The 15,196-nt window shown below is 60.0% G+C and carries 16 protein-coding genes and 1 pseudogene; 10 read left to right on the forward strand and 7 right to left on the reverse strand.

Translation table 11 applies throughout. The features are described from left to right. Nucleotides 1-79: 79 nt before the first annotated feature. Nucleotides 80-789 (forward strand): annotated as a pseudogene (locus ACKFRX_RS00810) (IS6 family transposase). A gap of 80 nt (nt 790-869) precedes the next feature. Here the strand turns inward: ACKFRX_RS00810 and ACKFRX_RS00815 are convergent. The 4 genes from ACKFRX_RS00815 to ACKFRX_RS00830 form a co-directional block, all read right to left on the reverse strand. Beyond that, a complete protein-coding gene (locus ACKFRX_RS00815) occupies nt 870-1,448 on the reverse strand; it encodes an LURP-one-related/scramblase family protein (RefSeq protein WP_005328290.1) in 579 nt (192 codons plus the stop codon). Nucleotides 1,449-1,476: 28 nt separating this feature from the next. Continuing rightward, nucleotides 1,477-2,673 (reverse strand): HNH endonuclease signature motif containing protein, encoded by a 1,197-nt coding sequence (locus ACKFRX_RS00820; protein WP_408927975.1) that lies wholly within the window; start codon nt 2,671-2,673, stop codon nt 1,477-1,479. Between the two features lie 95 nt (nt 2,674-2,768). Then, nucleotides 2,769-3,569: a PrsW family intramembrane metalloprotease gene (locus tag ACKFRX_RS00825; RefSeq protein WP_239279313.1), complete on the reverse strand. Its 801-nt coding sequence runs from the start codon at nt 3,567-3,569 to the stop codon at nt 2,769-2,771. Further along, on the reverse strand, nt 3,566-4,000 hold the full coding sequence (locus tag ACKFRX_RS00830; RefSeq protein WP_408927976.1) for a hypothetical protein: 435 nt from the start codon (nt 3,998-4,000) through the stop codon (nt 3,566-3,568). Before ACKFRX_RS00830 ends, ACKFRX_RS00825 begins: the two co-directional genes overlap by 4 nt. A 118-nt stretch (nt 4,001-4,118) precedes the next feature. Here ACKFRX_RS00830 and ACKFRX_RS00835 point away from each other — a divergent pair, with 118 nt between their 5' ends. From ACKFRX_RS00835 to ACKFRX_RS00845, 3 genes are read left to right on the forward strand one after another with little or no spacing between them, the layout of a single operon-like run. Then, on the forward strand, nt 4,119-4,484 hold the full coding sequence (locus tag ACKFRX_RS00835) for a heme transporter (protein WP_179387218.1): 366 nt from the start codon (nt 4,119-4,121) through the stop codon (nt 4,482-4,484). Further along, nucleotides 4,484-5,323, forward strand: a complete 840-nt coding sequence (locus tag ACKFRX_RS00840) for a hypothetical protein (RefSeq protein WP_408927977.1) — start codon at nt 4,484-4,486, stop codon at nt 5,321-5,323. Before ACKFRX_RS00835 ends, ACKFRX_RS00840 begins: the two co-directional genes overlap by 1 nt. Next, nucleotides 5,301-5,606: a CHY zinc finger protein gene (locus ACKFRX_RS00845; RefSeq protein ID WP_408927978.1), complete on the forward strand. Its 306-nt coding sequence runs from the start codon at nt 5,301-5,303 to the stop codon at nt 5,604-5,606. Before ACKFRX_RS00840 ends, ACKFRX_RS00845 begins: the two co-directional genes overlap by 23 nt. 22 nt (nt 5,607-5,628) lie before the next feature. Here ACKFRX_RS00845 and ACKFRX_RS00850 read toward each other — a convergent pair whose 3' ends face one another. Then, nucleotides 5,629-6,195 carry a hypothetical protein gene (locus ACKFRX_RS00850; RefSeq protein WP_408927979.1) on the reverse strand — a complete coding sequence of 189 codons (567 nt, stop codon included), beginning with the start codon at nt 6,193-6,195 and terminating at the stop codon, nt 5,629-5,631. 22 nt (nt 6,196-6,217) lie between these two features. After that, the gene (locus ACKFRX_RS00855) at nt 6,218-7,528 is read right to left on the reverse strand and encodes a M20/M25/M40 family metallo-hydrolase (protein ID WP_408927980.1); all 1,311 of its coding nucleotides are present in this window, start codon (nt 7,526-7,528) and stop codon (nt 6,218-6,220) included. Between the two features lie 77 nt (nt 7,529-7,605). On the opposite strand from ACKFRX_RS00855, the gene bioB reads away from it, so the two are divergent. From bioB to ACKFRX_RS00870, 3 genes are read left to right on the forward strand one after another with little or no spacing between them, the layout of a single operon-like run. After that, entirely contained in the window at nt 7,606-8,586 is a 981-nt protein-coding gene (gene bioB, locus ACKFRX_RS00860) for a biotin synthase BioB (RefSeq protein ID WP_239236566.1), read from the forward strand. After that, nucleotides 8,586-8,858 (forward strand): hypothetical protein, encoded by a 273-nt coding sequence (locus ACKFRX_RS00865; protein WP_408927981.1) that lies wholly within the window; start codon nt 8,586-8,588, stop codon nt 8,856-8,858. The genes bioB and ACKFRX_RS00865 overlap by 1 nt, the downstream gene beginning before the upstream one ends. Before the next feature lie 10 nt (nt 8,859-8,868). Then, nucleotides 8,869-9,792, forward strand: a complete 924-nt coding sequence (locus ACKFRX_RS00870; RefSeq protein WP_408927982.1) for a Sir2 family NAD-dependent protein deacetylase — start codon at nt 8,869-8,871, stop codon at nt 9,790-9,792. Here the strand turns inward: ACKFRX_RS00870 and ACKFRX_RS00875 are convergent, their stop codons facing one another. After that, nucleotides 9,793-10,782 carry a lipase family alpha/beta hydrolase gene (locus ACKFRX_RS00875; protein WP_408927983.1) on the reverse strand — a complete coding sequence of 330 codons (990 nt, stop codon included), beginning with the start codon at nt 10,780-10,782 and terminating at the stop codon, nt 9,793-9,795. A 536-nt stretch (nt 10,783-11,318) separates the two neighbouring features. Between ACKFRX_RS00875 and kdpF the strand changes: the two genes are divergently transcribed. The 3 genes from kdpF to kdpB are packed head-to-tail and all read left to right on the forward strand — an operon-like array spanning nt 11,319 to nt 15,186. Then, the gene (kdpF, locus tag ACKFRX_RS00880) at nt 11,319-11,414 is read left to right on the forward strand and encodes a K(+)-transporting ATPase subunit F (RefSeq protein ID WP_005328272.1); all 96 of its coding nucleotides are present in this window, start codon (nt 11,319-11,321) and stop codon (nt 11,412-11,414) included. After that, nucleotides 11,411-13,126: a potassium-transporting ATPase subunit KdpA gene (gene kdpA / locus ACKFRX_RS00885; RefSeq protein ID WP_408927984.1), complete on the forward strand. Its 1,716-nt coding sequence runs from the start codon at nt 11,411-11,413 to the stop codon at nt 13,124-13,126. The genes kdpF and kdpA overlap by 4 nt, the downstream gene beginning before the upstream one ends. 11 nt (nt 13,127-13,137) lie before the next feature. Next, nucleotides 13,138-15,186 carry a potassium-transporting ATPase subunit KdpB gene (gene kdpB / locus ACKFRX_RS00890; RefSeq protein WP_408927985.1) on the forward strand — a complete coding sequence of 683 codons (2,049 nt, stop codon included), beginning with the start codon at nt 13,138-13,140 and terminating at the stop codon, nt 15,184-15,186. Nucleotides 15,187-15,196 lie beyond the last annotated feature (10 nt).

The raw sequence follows: 15,196 nt of genomic DNA on the forward strand, positions 1-15,196 counted from the left end.
CCACTGCCCCCATATGACCCTGAAAGGTGCTGTTGCAAAGTTGGGGCAGTAGGAAGGGCGACGTGAAATAGTCACAGCCATGGGTGTCTTCTCCGGTCGTCATTTCCCCCGTGACATCATTCTGTGAGCGGTAGGTGGTACTGCCGCTACGGGCTCAGCTACCGCGATCTGGAAGAAATGATGACCGAACGCGGCGTACCGGTCGATCACACCACGATCTACCGCTGGGTCCAGAAATACGCCCCTGAGCTGGACGAGCAAACACGGTGGTACCGGCAGGTACCTGACTGGCAGGCCAGTTCCTGGCGGGTGGATGAGACCTATATCCGGGTCGGCGGCAGGTGGTGCTACCTCTATCGGGCGATCACCGCCGGTGGTCAGACCCTGGACTTTTACCTCTCTCCGAAGCGGAACGTGGCCGCAGCGAAGCGTTTCCTGGCCAAGGCCGTCAGATCCAATGCGTCAGCCGGGTATCCCAGAGTGATCAACACCGATAAAGCACCCTCACTAGCCAGGGCAATCGCCGAGTTGAAGTCAGAGGGAATCTGCCCGCCAACAGTGGAACACCGTCAGGTGAAATACCTCAACAACATCCTGGAAGGCGACCATGGTCGGCTGAAGCGGATCCTCGGGCCGAAAGGCGCGTTTAAGAACCGGACATCTGCATATCGGACGTTGAAAGGGATGGAGGCGATGCACTCATTGCGGAAAGGGCAAGGCGTGATGTTTGCCTACGGGCAACCGACCCCGGACGCGGTGATCGTCAACCGGGTCTTTGAGACGGCCTAACAATGCCCACACGTAGCGGCCGTCAGGGAATGCGAAACTGAGTCTTCGCTGCTCTCCGCCCAACTTTGCAACAACACCTTCTAGTCGCTGTTCTTCTGCTTAGTGCGCAGCATATCCATGCTCATCACGGCGCCGATGATGGCGGCGTGATGTTGCTCATTGAGGCCCGGCGTGATGCGCAGGCGATACGTGTTTTTGCCCATGAAGAAATTACCCATGCCAGTCCATTCGCTAGAGACGTCAGCAAGCAGGCGATCTTCTGAAGTGATGGAAAGATTCCAATCCCAGAAGTCGCCGTGAATTTCGACGTCGGCAAAGCCCTCCATGGTCAAGTCCAACTTTGTCTTGAGCATGGAGAAACGCTTGGTAATGACGGCCATGGGCTTTTCGATTCCCGGCAAGTGCACCTCATAGGTATCCCGCAGAAAATTCGGCGGGTCCGAAATCGTCATGACCGTCTGTAGCGGGTTGCCTTCAGCATCCGTGATGGCAACCTCCAAGCTGCGGGAGGATTTAAACACCATGTCTTTGAGACTGGTGGATTGCAGGATAGTGCCCACAGGGGTGCCGTCTAGATCGGTGATCATGAACTGATCGTTGAGGAAGGACTTGGTCTGAGTAATTACGAGCTCGTCAAGTGTGAATAAATTTTGCGTCATACCAGCCACTGTAGGGAAGCTGCTGGTTTTATTCCTCCTCCCTAGGGGTGGTTTTCTGCTGGCGCATGAGTTCTTGCGCCTCCTCATATGCTCGGGCGCGGTGGGCAGTCATGGTTTGAGCAAATGTCTGCACCCAATTCTTGTTCTTGGGCGCCAGCGGGCCGGAGGGCTCGGTGGTGGTCCAGGTGCCGTCCTCAAAAAGCCAGATGATGTCGCGCGTGTGTGGATCCATGACATAAAAGACGCGTCCATCGGTCTTTATGTTGTGGTGGTGCTGGCACAGGCAGGCGAGGTTTGAAGACGTGGTCGGCCCGCCGTCCGCGTGGTTGATGCGGTGATCCTTCTGGCAGGCAGATGCCGGGCGGTTGCAGCCGGGGTAGCGGCAGGTGCCATCGACGCCTTCCAGGTACGCAGTCATGGCGGCGGGAGTAACATAACCCTTGACCTCGTGGTTAGGGTCCATCTCCCGGATTTTGGTGTAGGGCAGCGCGTTGGAGCGCGCCGGGTCGAGCCAGCCCACGGACTCGATAAAGGCCGGGGAATTGGGCACATCGGTGGCCTTGTAGGCGTTGAGGATGATCTCGGGGGCTTGGGTGCGGCCGGTAAGGAGCGCAACGGCGGCGTCGGCAAGCGAGCAATCTAGCTCCAGCGCGGTCTGCCGGATGCATTTATCGACGCTCGCGATAACCGCCGGGTCCGCACTCAAAGTCACCGCCGAGGTGTTATCGCCCCAGTTTTCCATGGTGTAGCGCGGCTGGGTAGGGCCCTGGGTGACGGCCAGCGTGTCATCGGCGAGGTTGATGAGCTCGTTGAGCTTGCGCTTGATCTGCGCCTGCGTGCGCATGGCCTGGTTCGGCCGGGTAGGGGTGAGGTAGGCGGTGAGCTGCTCATCGATGCGCGCCACCACCTCCGGCGTCGGGTTGCCCAAGCGGTTGAGGGACTTATTGATGGCAATAATGCGGTCGAGGTCCAAGTGATAGAGGCGGTGCTGCAGCGCCTGGAGCTCGGGTAGCTCTTCCAAGCGGTGCAGCGCCATGAGGATATGGCCGATCCGGCTTTCATTAACGCCGGTAGTGCGGTAGAGGGACTGGGTGACTAATTCGAAATCAGAGTCGAGATCCGGGACTTGGCTCACCCAGAACTCGTACTCCGTCTTTCGCATCTCAAAGGCTAAGCGTGTGGTGGGGTCGGTGGTGTTGGTCGTGGAAAAGTAGGGTTCTTCCATGGCGCATCGTACCTAAATTATCGTGTGAACTTGTGTACGATTCACACCTTATAACACCCCTCGGACACGAGCCTTTTTCTCCGCATTGAACCAGCTCAGGAGCTATATTCCGGATCTTTAGTTGGGAGGGAATTTTCGCTGCTTTGTGCCGCGTGTTTCTTGTCCTGCTTGCGCATGAATCGCAGGCCCCAAATGACCAGTGTCCACGTGATGAGGGCGATAAGGAGAATGGTCACCGGCCAATCACCCGCAATGATGGTCGAGGCATTGAATAGGGTATGCAGGGCGATGGCGGCCAGCCAGAATCCGGCCACCTGCCAGTAGCCGTGGCGCGCACCCGCATAGAGCTTGCCGACGCCCCACGCCGCAACCCCCGTATACAGCGCATGGCCAAAGGCGCCGGTGAAGATTCGCCCGGTACCGGTAATGAGTACGCCCCAGAGATCGCCATCCAGGTCATCGATGGCCGCGTTGAGGATGAACGGCACGTTTTCCATGGCATCGAAGCCCAGGCCTACCGCCATGCCGATCGCGGCGGCCTGGTACGGATGCCGCACGTTCCCAAAGGCCGCAATAATAATGACGACGCCAAGGAGCTTGATGGTTTCCTCCGGAAGCGGCGAGTAAAAGGCCCCGTCCAGGTAGGTGAGCCCCAGCTTGTCTGAAATCCCCACCATCTGGTCGTTGAGGCTTACCACTACCGGCTGGGCGAGCGCGCCCCATAGGATGCCCTGCCACATTGGCCGCGGCCTAAACCACCAGAATCCCAGTCCAAGCGTCAGGCCCGCACAGATGAGCGCGCCGAGGAGTCCGACCTCGGTAAAACGGCGATCAACAAAGAAAAAGCCGGAAACTACCAGGCCGAAAGCGATAGATAGCCAGTACAGATTCTTCATGCTTTTTCTACCTCCTGGGCAAGTTCTTCAGCCCGCGGTCCGTGCAAGGAGAGGAACGTGGTGAGGCCATCGCCCTCAATGCTGATGGCTACGAGGTCGCCATCGCTAAGCGTGCGCTTATCCCCGTCGCGGTCGATGTCTCCTTCTGGCATGGCCGTGCTCTCACCCATTGCCCGGAGGTAGCGCCGAGTGGCTTGGTCTTTGTCCTGTACACCGACTTCTTTAGCGCGGATCTGGGTGCCGTCACAGTCCCAGCGTGGTTCACTGCTGGTAGAGCCATCTTCTTCCGTGCAGGATAATCCGGGGATGCGGGCCTTTCCGGCCTCCACTTCAGAAGTGGGGTTGTCATACATGTCTGGCAGGAGCGCATTGGTGCCGTAGATGGCGCCAAATACTACGCCCGCCGCGAGGATGAGTGGTGTGCTTTTCATGCCTTCAACGCTAGGTACGCACTGCTCAGCGCGGTATCCTCCGCGGGGAGGATTAGGCCGGTCGCAGGGAGGATTTCTTCCCCATAAGTTTCCTTAAGCCCTGTGATAGGTTGGGTGCGTGTTTGAGGAGCTAGAGGCAGAAGCAGAAGCAAAAGACGAGCCCAGCCGCGTCTGGTGGCAATGGTGGGCACCCATCGCCATCGCTGCTGTTTTCATCGTTATTCCGCCCGCTGTCTACCACCTTGTCCCCGGCCTTGCCCTGCTCATCCTCATGGCCGTGCTGACGGTGATCATTGCTCTTGTCGACGGCGCCACTTTCCGCGCCTCCTGGACCATCTTCTGTGTGGCTGGGCTGGCCTATTTTGCCGCCATGTCACTGTATTTCAATGAAGGAACGTGGATTTACCTCCCAGTGTTTGTTTTCCTGGCATGGGCCGCGAGCAAGCTGGGTGCCGTGGTGGGCTCTAAGGCAGGGAAGAGCTAATGGAGACGTGGCGCCTAGAGCACCCCGAGGTGGGCACCATTGAGGTGCAGCGCGGGTATGATGCCGAGTTCGCTGAACTGGGAGAGTGGCCAAAGAAAGCGAAGGACTTCACCCCGGTTCCAGGCGATGCCACCCTGCAGGAACGCCTCCGGCTCTGGCGGAAGAATCCCAGCCCGCGCCTGCAGATTGTGGTCAACGGTCAGGTACGCAGCCGCCACGATCGGCCCCGCGCGGGCCGGTATTCGCTCAAGAAGAAGATAGAAAAAGACCTCACCCTGCTCGAGAACTCCGCCCCGCGCAGCAAACCATATCTGGATATCCAAGCCTCTCCCTTTGGCGAGCTTTTAGACGTCTACTACCGCAATGGGGAGGAGGCAGTCGCCTTCGATCCGCCGGCCGGCTCACTGGGAGAAAAGCGCCGCAAGGCCATGGAGGAAAGCTCCTTCAAGCGGGTGCTGTATCCGCTTTTGGGTGGCTTGGGAAAGTCCGGCTGGGCCATTGGCGTGATCGTGCTTGGCCCGATCATCAGCCGCATCTTGTCCCGGTTGTTGCCGGATTGGGAGCTGCCGGAGATTAACCTGCCGGATATCGCGCTCCCGGTGCCGGAGTTTCCGCAGATAGAGCTTCCGGTGCCGAATCTCGACTTCAACATCGACATCGATCTGCCCGACTGGCTCGTATTCCTCATGGATTACAGCAAGGTGTGGGTACCACTCATCATCGCCATCGTGGTGGGCATTCAGGCAGTGCGCAATGCCAAAAAGTCTGAAGAAAAGAAGCAGCAGTGGCAGCAGGGCGGCGCGTATGCTGACGGCCATGAAGATTCACGGCGCGATTGATGCGGAGGGCCGGTGCAAGCATTGGCATTCGCCGCTGGATGTGGTGGCCAATAAGTGCGCCACCTGTGGCGAGTATTTTGCCTGCGCGCTGTGCCACGCCGAGTTCACTGAGCATGAGTTTGGGCCCATGCTTGTCGACGCCCCCTCAGTACTCTGCGGCGCTTGCCGCACCGAAATGAACTATCATGCCTACTCCGCCGCGCCTGCGTGTCCCCACTGTGGGCATAAATTTAATCCCGGCTGCAGTGCGCATGCCGGGATCTATTTTCAGCTAGACCGCTAAGCGGTCCGGCCAAGTGAGAGTCTTAGAAGGAAGACAGCTGCTGCAGCTGCTGGATCTGCGGGATCTGTGGCAGCTGGAACTGGGATACGGCGTTCTGGGCAATCTTGGCCGCGTCCGGGATGCGGAAGGTCTGGCCCAGGAATGGGACGTCAACAGTTGGCTGGCCCGGGATGGTGCCCAGCTCGATGACCTTGGCATTCTTGGCTGGTGCCGGTGCCGGTGCCGGTGCCGGAGCTGGCTTTGGTGCGGGGGCATTGCCGCGCTGGCCGCCGGTGTTGACCGGCTTGCCCTGGCCAGTGGTGCCGTTTAGGCCGCAGCGGGCAATAGCCTCATCCATGCGGCCGATGGCGCCGCGGACTTCGTTGCCGCGTGGGTGCACGGTGGCAACGGCCAGGGCCTGGGACTTCTTCTGGTTGTAGTCAGCGGAGTTGGTCCAGTACTGCTTGGCCTGGGAGCAGGAAATCTGGCCGGCGGGCATCTTGTCGAGGAGGGTGTCGACGGCGTCGGCATGGGCAGCGGCAGGGGCGGCGAGGGTTACGGTCAGGGCGGTAGCTGCAGATAGCAGCGCGGACTTACGTGCAAAGCTCATGCCAGACATCTTGCCATAAATGTTACTCCTGTGACAGGCCTAGGAAGCGATTGACCAAGCTGTGGTAAGCGCGCACGGTCAGTTCGAGGTCTTCTAGGTAGAGGTGCTCGTCGTGGCTGTGCAGCTGCGAATTGGCGCTGGCCATATCGCGGCCCTCGGCGTGCATGGCAAAGCCATAGGCATTGCCACCCTTGCGGCGGGCGAAGCGCAGGTCCGAGCCGCCGGTGGCGTGAACTGGGACAACGGCTTTGTCGGGGAAGAATTCCTTGGAGGTGGCCTCAATCGCCCGCCATAGCTCGGTATCGGTGGAGGATTGCGTGGCATCTTCGGTGATGAGGTGTTCGATTTCTACCTCATCGGCCATGTCCCCGAGTGCGCTGCGCAGGAAGTCATCCAGATCCTCCTGGGTCTGGCCGGGGAAGGGGCGCACATCCATTTCCAGGTAGGCATGCGAAGGCAGCACGTTGATGGCGCCGCCGGCGCGCAGGACGGTCTCGGCGATGGTGGTGTGGCTAAAGGCGTGGGCGTAGGCGTCGAGGTTGCCGAACTTGGAGTAGTCACCGGTGCCGTCGATAAGCTCCTGCTCCGTCTGGGGGTCAAACTTGAAGGTGCGCACAAAGCCCTCCCAGATCTCATTGGAGGCCGTGGGCGGCTCAGCGGCGGCGATGCGGCGGGCCACCTCACCGATCTTTACGATGGCAAAGTCCTTGCCATAAGGGGTAGAGCCATGGCCGGCATCGCCATGCACGTGCAGGCGGCGCTGGCCGGCGCCCTTTTCGCCCACGTTGAAGCCCACCGCGCCGGGCAGGTGGCTGCCGCCGGTCTCAGACAGGCAGTTCTTCCACGAAAAGGCATCGGGGTGGTTCTCGGACATAAAGCGCACGCCAAGCCCGCCGCGGGCCTCTTCATCGGCCATGCCAACAAAGGCGAGGGTACCGCCCGTGTTACCGGCGCGGGCGACCTCTCGCGTGACGGCGGCCATGGTGGCGGTAATAAAGAGCATGTCTACGGAACCGCGGCCGTAGAGCTTGCCGTCCTCGATAAGCGCCTCGAAAGGCGGCTTGGTCCACTTCGGCTCGTCCACGGGGACGACGTCGGTATGTCCCATGAGGGTCAGCGGTTCCTTGTCCGGATCGCCGGGGACGGTCACCACGATGGAAACACGGCCCGGGTGGGACTCGAAGCGCTCAATCTGCACGTCTTCACCTGCGAAGAATTTTTCCAGGCTATCCGCATTGCGTACCTCGTGGCCGGAGTCTGGCGTGAGGTCATTAACGCAGGCATTGCGGATCAGCTCTTGGAGGAGGGAGAGGGTGTCATCATAAAGCGTCATGCTACCGAGCCTAACGCTGGGAAAAATTTTATGTGATTTTAACCAAAGCTGAACGCTGTTCAAGTATGGTTCACACTATGAGCATTGTTGACATCGCCCGTGAGAAAGCCCTGGAGCAAGGCAAGGGCCTCAACCAGGAAGAACTACTGCAGGTACTACAGGTCCCGGATTCCCAATTGGAGGAAATCGCCGATATCGCCCACCAGACCCGCCTAAAGTGGTGTGGTCCAGACGTATCGGTGGAAGGCATTATCTCCATTAAGACCGGTGGTTGCCCAGAGGATTGCCACTTCTGTTCTCAGTCCGGCCTCTTCGAGTCCCCAGTGCGCGCCGTGCGCCTCAACATCCCGGAGTTGGTGGAGGCGGCGCAGAAGACCGCCAAGACCGGTGCTACTGAGTTCTGCATCGTCGCTGCGGTGAAGTCCCCGGATGATCGCTTGCTGGACCAGGTAGGCGAGGCGATTGCCGCGATTAATGACGCCGTCGATATCGAGATTTCCTGCTCCCTGGGCACCCTGACCCGCGAGCAGGCGCAGCGCCTAAAGGACATGGGCGCGCAGCGTTATAACCACAACCTGGAGACGTCCCGTTCCTTCTTCCCCAATGTGGTCACCACCCACACCTGGGAGGAACGCAAGCAGACCCTCGACTATGTACGCGAGGTAGGCATGGAGGTTTGCTGCGGCGGCATCATCGGCATGGGCGAGTCCTTGGAGCAGCGCGCCGAGTTCGCCGCGCAGCTGGCAGAAATTGATCCCTGCGAGGTGCCGATGAACTTCCTGGATCCGCGCCCGGGCACCCCATTTGCGGATCGCCCGCTGGTTCCGCTGGGTGAGGGCCTGCGCGCCGTGGCGGCATTCCGCTTGGCTATGCCGTCTACCACTTTGCGCTTTGCTGGCGGCCGCGAGCTTTCGCTTGGCGACGACGGCACGGAGCGCGGCCTGCTCGGCGGCATCAACGCCATCATTGCCGGCAACTACCTGACCACCCTGGGCCAGCAGATTGAAAAGGATGTGGACATGTTGAACCGCATCGATCTGCCTATTAAGGCCCTGTAGTGCCTGGCTTATGCGAGCCGACGTCCGAGTTGGCTGCTGCCGTCCTGGCTGGGGATGAGCCGATTTTCCATCCGAATACCGGCAAGCCGATCGAAGAGGCCTTCACGCTGCACCCCGCTGCTGCCGCTGGCCTCGATGTGCCGCGCTACTGCCAAATTTGTGGCCGGCGCATGGTGGCCCAGGTACGCCCCGATGGCTGGCATACCAAGTGCTCGCGCCACGGGGAGCTGGATTCGGAGTGGCTATACGTAGAGCACTTGCCCGAAAGCTAGCATCGGGAGCATGGATCCAGCCGTCTCCCTTGCTCACCAGTCCGCGCTGCGCTCGATCACCCGAGTGGTAGAGGAATCGGCGCCGCATACGGAGCCAGGGCGGGCTTTAGGGGACGTCGTCAAGCAGCTGCGCGAGGGTCCGGTAATGGTGCTAACGGGGGCCGGAGTGTCGACGGAGTCGGGCGTGCCGGATTATCGGGGCCCGCGCGGCTCGCTTAGTAGGCACCGGCCGATGACCTATCAGGAGTTTCGCCACGACCCGGCCGCGAGCCATAGGTATTGGGCCCGTAGCTTTGTGGGGTGGCGGGTCATGGATTCCGCGGTGCCGAACCGCACGCACTATGCGCTCGTGGAATTAGAGCGCGCCGGGCTGGTCAATGGTGTGGTCACGCAAAACGTAGACGGCCTGCATAAACAGGCAGGAACCATGAACCTGGTTGCGCTGCATGGCGATATGGAAACCGTCGTGTGCTTAATGTGCGGGCAGCGGGAGGCGCGGCCGCACTTCGATGCGCGCCTAGCCGCAGCGAACCCGGGGTACTTGGAGCGCCTCGTCGTGGAGGCGGACCAAGTGAACCCGGACGGTGACGTGACCCTGGATGAATCCGACGTGGCGGCGTTTCGCATGGCCGGATGCGAGCGGTGTGGTTCTGAATTGTTGAAGCCGGACGTGGTCTACTTTGGCGAGCCCGTGCCGCTCGAGCGCCGCGATGCCGCTTTCGCCGTGTTAGGACAGGCGCGCTCGCTGCTGGTTGCTGGGTCTTCGCTGGCGGTAATGAGCGGGTATCGCTTTGTGCTGGAGGCAAAGAAACAGGGCAAGCGCGTGGCCGTCATCAATGGCGGGCCCGGCCGGGGTGATAAGAAAGTGGATACGCTGTGGCGCACGCAGGTGGGTTCGGCTTTTGACGCGGTGCTTGATGAGCTGGAGCTCTAACTAGCGTGGGATAGTCTCTACTAATTCCAAGATGGTGCGCACGATGGCGTGGACGCGCTTGTCCATCGGCATATCCTCGTGCATGACCACTGCTCGGCGGTCGAAGTCTTGGACGTAAATATTTCGCACGGTGCCCTCTGCGACGCCGCGGGGGTCGAGGAAGCAGGTTTCGGGTGGAACCACGACGGCATCAGACCGGGTGGCAATGCAGGTATAGCTCACTCCTGATTCCAAGTCGCCATCGCGATTGGCCTCGCGTAGGGCTTCGCTGCCGACAATTTGGTCCATTCCCGCTGGTCCAAACCAGCCATCGATGACGGAGCGCATTACCGCCTCTTGGCGCGGGGTACGAATGAGGCGGCTGACGATGCCACCATAGGTGGTCCCATGATTCGGCGCGCTAATGCACATCAGGTGCAGGACGTTTTCGGCGCCGCCAATCATCCGCATCCAATAGCGGGCAAGCAGCCCGCCTTGCGAGTGGCCGATGAGGATGACCTTGTCCGCGCCGGTGGCCATGCGCACGGTGCGGATATAAGCATCGAGTTGCTGGGCGGATTCTGCAAGGGGTTGGGTGGCGCGGTGTCCATAATCGGGGGCGAAGACGGCCCAGCCGTCTTGGCGCAGTTCATTACCTAGGAGCTGCCATACGCCTTTGGTATCGCAGGTGCCGTGGATGAGGATGACCGGCCAGGGCCGCTCCGCAGTGGGACGCGCGCCCCAGTCATCTTCAAAGACGCCGCGCGGTTTAATGCGGGCACCAAGGGGAAGGGTAGCGGCGGCATCGGCGTCGAGGGCGGTATCGCCGGGGCTGGTCTTGACCTTCTGCGCTTTGATGAGGTCCGCAATCTCGGCCGCGACCTCCTCGCGCAGTGCCGTGGCCTCGGCAGGGGAGGCGATGCCGCGACGCGGGGAATCGGTCAATTCCTTCTCATTGGCACGCCAGAATTTGCGGAGTTGCTCGGAAATGGTGGATTTCAACTCAGCCATGGTTCCGGATTGTACTCGTTATTGCAGGTTAACTGTGTTTTTATCAGCGGTGAAGAAATTTATGGGCAAACCCTTGACCATCCTACGAAAGGTTTATAAACTTAGGCTTGCCTAATCACGGGCGGTGCTTGCAGGAGGGTGCGCTCCACTCCCTCCTTGGGCACCGAGAGATTAGTCATGGGGAGAAGGCCCGCCGATGTGCTGTCGGCGGGCCTTCGTTGTGGATAAAGGGCGGTTCCCGGCCTGAAGAAAAGGTGGCGCAAAAAGGGGTGTAAAGGAAATATAAAAATTGCGAGCGGGAGGCGTAAAGATAGCGCAAAGATTGCCTAGGGCAGCGGGGCTGTGGTCCTAACGTTTGTGCTTAGCAGGTGCTGCCTTGGTACCGGCACCTGGCAGGCATACCTGTCAGGCACAGGAAAGTTTCACTCGCACAAGGGGGTTTCCCACATGTTAGACATTGTGGCAATCCTGATAGCCATCCTGACGGTTGGCTGTCCCTCCGTCCTCAACGAGCTTCTGGACGGTGATGCATAACCATGAACACCATTACAGCGGTCATTGGCCTCGTCATTGTTGTGGCGTTGGTGACCTACCTCATCATTTCCTTAGTTGATCCGGAGCGTTTCGCATGATCGCCGGCATTGGGGCGGTGTTACCGCAGTTCCTCGCCCTCGTCGTCTTGCTCGCGGCGGCATATGTTCCTTTGGGCAATTGGATCGCACGCAGCTACACCTCTGACAAGGACTGGGCGATAGAGCGTGCGGTGTATAAGGTCCTGCGCGTTGACCCAAACCGCGGGCATAACAGCAAGAATTACAGCCGTGCATTGCTTGGTTTCAGCTTGGCATCCGTACTCGTTCTTTACGCGGTGCAGCGCCTACAAACCGTTGTGCCTAGCTTTGGCAATTCCCGCTCCGCAGCGGTGGAACCGTGGATGGCGTTTAATACCGCGGCGTCATTCGTGTCCAATACCAACTGGCAGTCCTATTCGGGCGAAGAAACTCTGACCAATGCTGCGCAGATGCTTGGCCTGACCGTCCAGAACTTTGCCTCCGCGGCTGTCGGCATGTGTGTGGCGGTTGCGCTCATTCGCGGTATCGGTCACTTGGGATATAGCCGTGACAAGCTGGGCTCTGAGAGCGGACAGCGCCTCATCGGAAATTTCTGGGTTGACCTCACCCGCGGTTTGGTGCGCATTCTCTTACCGCTTTCTTTACTGATTTCCTTCGTCCTCATCTTGGGCGGAACCATGCAAACCTTCGGGTCCAACCTGGTGAGCTCCGCGGGCGTGGATATTCCGCGCGCTCCGGTAGCTAGCCAGGAGGCAATTAAACTGCTGGGAACCAATGGTGGTGGCATCTTCGGTGCCAACTCGGCGCACCCTTTTGAGAACCCCACTGGTTTTACCAACCTGGTAGAAATTTTTTCCTTGCTGGTTATCTCTTTCTGCTTTATCCGTGCCTATGGGGTAATGCTGAAATCGCAGAAGCATGCCTGGACCCTGCTTGGCGTCATCGGCGGCATTTGGACCATTATGGTTGCCTTGGTGGTATGGGCACAGCACACTACCACCGGTGCGGCAGCTCAGGCAGCTGGCGGCAACTTGGAGGGCATCGAACAGCGCCTAGGTATTGACGCTTCCGCACTCTTTGCGGTGTCTACCACGGGCACTTCTACCGGCGCGGTCGATTCGATGCACGATAGCTACTCACCATTGGGTGGTGGCTTGTTGATCCTCAATATGCTCCTGGGCGAAATTGCACCAGGCGGCGTGGGCACGGGTCTCTACGGTCTGCTGATGGTAGCAATTCTCGCCGTATTTATCGGCGGCCTGCTCGTTGGGCGCACACCGGAGTTCATGGGCAATAAGGTCGGCCGCAAGGAAATCTCCGCGGTGAGCCTGTACATCCTCACCATGCCGGTCCTCGTCCTGGTAGGCGTGGGCGCATCGGTGGCTCAGCGCAAGCTGGTAGAGCTTTCCGCGACCAACTACGGCGCGCCGGGAACCCCGGATAACGCGCACGGTCTCTCCGAGGTGCTCTATGCCTTTACCTCGGCGTCGAATAATAACGGCTCGGCCTTCGCGGGCCTGACGGTAACCGAGCCCTGGTGGCAAGTCACCCTCGGTATCGCCATGCTGCTGGGCCGCTTCCTCCCCATCGTTTTCACCCTGTACTTGGCGGGCAGCCTAGCCGGTCAACGCCGGCAGGCCACTACCGCCGGCAGCTTGCCGACGTCCGGCGTGACCTTCGCGCTGCTTACCATCGGCGTCATTGTGTTGGTCGCCGCCCTTACCTTCTTCCCCGTTCTTACCTTGGGTCCCATTTCGGAGGCACTCTCATGACAACATCAACTATGACCACTGAGCAACGCACTCCTCAGCGCTCTGCCACCAAAAACAGTGGGTTGGCTGCGGCAGCGTTTAAATCGTTGCCGCACAAGATGTCCCCGCTCGCCCAAGCCCGCAACCCCGTCATGTTCGTGGTGTGGGTAGGCGCCGCGCTGACTACCCTGTGGTCCATCTTTAGCCCCAGCGTTTATGGCTGGGTGGTGACCGTATGGTTGTGGTTTACCATTGCGTTCGCCGCGTTTGCTGAGGCATATGCCGAAGGCCGCGGTAAAGCCCAAGCGGATAGCTTGCGCGCCGTGCGCGATGACGCCACCGCGAACCTAGTCACCGATGGCGGCATCGAGGTCATCGCCGCTTCTGAGCTCACCAAGGGCGCTATCGTGCGCGTGGAAGCCGGAGAGACTATCCCAGGCGACGGTGACGTCATTGAAGGCGCGGCAACCGTCGATGAATCTGCCATTACCGGCGAGTCTGCTCCCGTGGTTCGCGAGGCCGGTGGAGATCGCTGTGCTGTGACCGGCGGTACCGTGGTCTTGTCTGATTCCATCCTGGTACAGATCACCTCGGAGCCGGGATCAACCTTCGTCGATACGATGATTGCCTTGGTGGAGGGGGCGGAGCGCCGCAAGACCCCGAATGAGATCGCGCTGAGCATCCTCCTGTCTACCTTGACTATCCTCTTCCTCATTGCGGTTACCGCACTGGCCCCAATGGGGTTGTTTACCGGCGCGGAGCTCTCCCCGCTCTCGCTGGTGGCCCTGTTGGTCTGCCTCATCCCAACCACCATCGCTGCCCTGCTATCCGCAGTGGGAATCGCGGGAATGAACCGCCTCGTGCACCACAATGTTCTGGCTACGTCCGGACGCGCGGTGGAGGCGGCGGGAGACGTAGCGACCCTACTCATGGATAAAACCGGCACCATCACCTATGGCAACCGGCAGGCTACCGGGCTTATCGTTGCGCGCGGTGTCGATGAGCAGGAAGCTGCGGAGATAGCCCGCGTTGCTTCGGTTGCCGATGAGACCCCGGAGGGGCGCTCCATCGTGTCGTGGTTGACTGAAAACTACCACCTTTCTACCGCAGCAGGAGAGGAAGAAAAGACCGCTGAGGTCATTCCATTTAGCGCTTCTACCCGCATGTCTGGGCTTGACCTCAGAGGCCGAAAGCTGCGTAAAGGCGCCGGCGATGCTGTACGCCGGTGGGTAACCGAGGCGGGTGGCCACTGGCCGCAAGAAATTGAAGACTCCGTGACCCAGATTGCTGAAGGTGGTGGAACCCCGCTGCCCGTTGCTGTGGAAGAATCCGACGGCACCCGCAGGGTTATTGCGGTGGTGCAGCTCAGTGACGTCGTCAAGCCGGGCATGGCGGAGCGCTTCGCCGAACTGCGCCAGATGGGCATCAAAACCATCATGGTGACCGGCGATAACCCGTTGACGGCAGCGGCCATTGCTCAAGAGGCAGGCGTCGACGATTACATCGCGGAGGCCACCCCAGAAGACAAGCTGGCCAGGATCCGCGAGGAGCAGGCGCACGGCCGCATGGTCGCTATGACCGGTGACGGTACCAACGATGCGCCGGCGCTGGCGCAGGCGGACGTGGGCGTGGCCATGAATACTGGTACCTCTGCAGCGAAAGAAGCCGCCAACATGGTGGACTTGGATTCTGATCCGACCAAACTTATCGATGTCGTGCGCATTGGCAAGCAGTTGCTCATCACCCGTGGGGCGCTCACCACCTTCTCTTTGGCCAATGACTTAGCGAAGTACTTCGCCATCTTGCCGGCCCTGTTTTCTACCCAGCTTCCGCACCTTGAGCGCCTCAACGTGATGCACCTGCACTCGCCGCAATCCGCCATTGTGTCTGCAGTCGTATTCAACGCGCTCATCATCGTTGCTCTTATCCCATTGGCGCTCAAGGGCGTGGCCTATAAGCCGGCCTCTGCTTCGTCCCTGCTCCGCCGTAACCTGGGCATCTGGGGCCTGGGCGGCGTTATCACCCCATTCCTAGGCATCTGGCTCATTGACCAGGTAGTCAACCTGCTTCCAGGTATATAGAAAAAGAAGG

The organism is Corynebacterium tuberculostearicum (assembly GCF_046097465.1).
Taxonomy (GTDB): Bacteria; Actinomycetota; Actinomycetes; order Mycobacteriales; family Mycobacteriaceae; genus Corynebacterium; species Corynebacterium tuberculostearicum_I.

What these genes read in the sequence shown, in the direction of transcription:
- kdpA (WP_408927984.1), top strand. Translation starts at nt 11,411, where the DNA reads ATGATCGCCGGCATTGGGGCGGTGTTACCGCAGTTCCTCGCCCTCGTC.
- bioB (WP_239236566.1), top strand. Translation starts at nt 7,606, where the DNA reads ATGAGCATTGTTGACATCGCCCGTGAGAAAGCCCTGGAGCAAGGCAAG.
- ACKFRX_RS00875 (WP_408927983.1), bottom strand. Translation starts at nt 10,782, where the DNA reads ATGGCTGAGTTGAAATCCACCATTTCCGAGCAACTCCGCAAATTCTGG.
- kdpF (WP_005328272.1), top strand. Translation starts at nt 11,319, where the DNA reads ATGAACACCATTACAGCGGTCATTGGCCTCGTCATTGTTGTGGCGTTG.
- ACKFRX_RS00815 (WP_005328290.1), bottom strand. Translation starts at nt 1,448, where the DNA reads ATGACGCAAAATTTATTCACACTTGACGAGCTCGTAATTACTCAGACC.
- ACKFRX_RS00870 (WP_408927982.1), top strand. Translation starts at nt 8,869, where the DNA reads ATGGATCCAGCCGTCTCCCTTGCTCACCAGTCCGCGCTGCGCTCGATC.
- ACKFRX_RS00825 (WP_239279313.1), bottom strand. Translation starts at nt 3,569, where the DNA reads ATGAAGAATCTGTACTGGCTATCTATCGCTTTCGGCCTGGTAGTTTCC.
- ACKFRX_RS00830 (WP_408927976.1), bottom strand. Translation starts at nt 4,000, where the DNA reads ATGAAAAGCACACCACTCATCCTCGCGGCGGGCGTAGTATTTGGCGCC.
- kdpB (WP_408927985.1), top strand. Translation starts at nt 13,138, where the DNA reads ATGACCACTGAGCAACGCACTCCTCAGCGCTCTGCCACCAAAAACAGT.
- ACKFRX_RS00840 (WP_408927977.1), top strand. Translation starts at nt 4,484, where the DNA reads ATGGAGACGTGGCGCCTAGAGCACCCCGAGGTGGGCACCATTGAGGTG.
- ACKFRX_RS00820 (WP_408927975.1), bottom strand. Translation starts at nt 2,673, where the DNA reads ATGGAAGAACCCTACTTTTCCACGACCAACACCACCGACCCCACCACA.
- ACKFRX_RS00855 (WP_408927980.1), bottom strand. Translation starts at nt 7,528, where the DNA reads ATGACGCTTTATGATGACACCCTCTCCCTCCTCCAAGAGCTGATCCGC.
- ACKFRX_RS00845 (WP_408927978.1), top strand. Translation starts at nt 5,301, where the DNA reads ATGAAGATTCACGGCGCGATTGATGCGGAGGGCCGGTGCAAGCATTGG.
- ACKFRX_RS00850 (WP_408927979.1), bottom strand. Translation starts at nt 6,195, where the DNA reads ATGAGCTTTGCACGTAAGTCCGCGCTGCTATCTGCAGCTACCGCCCTG.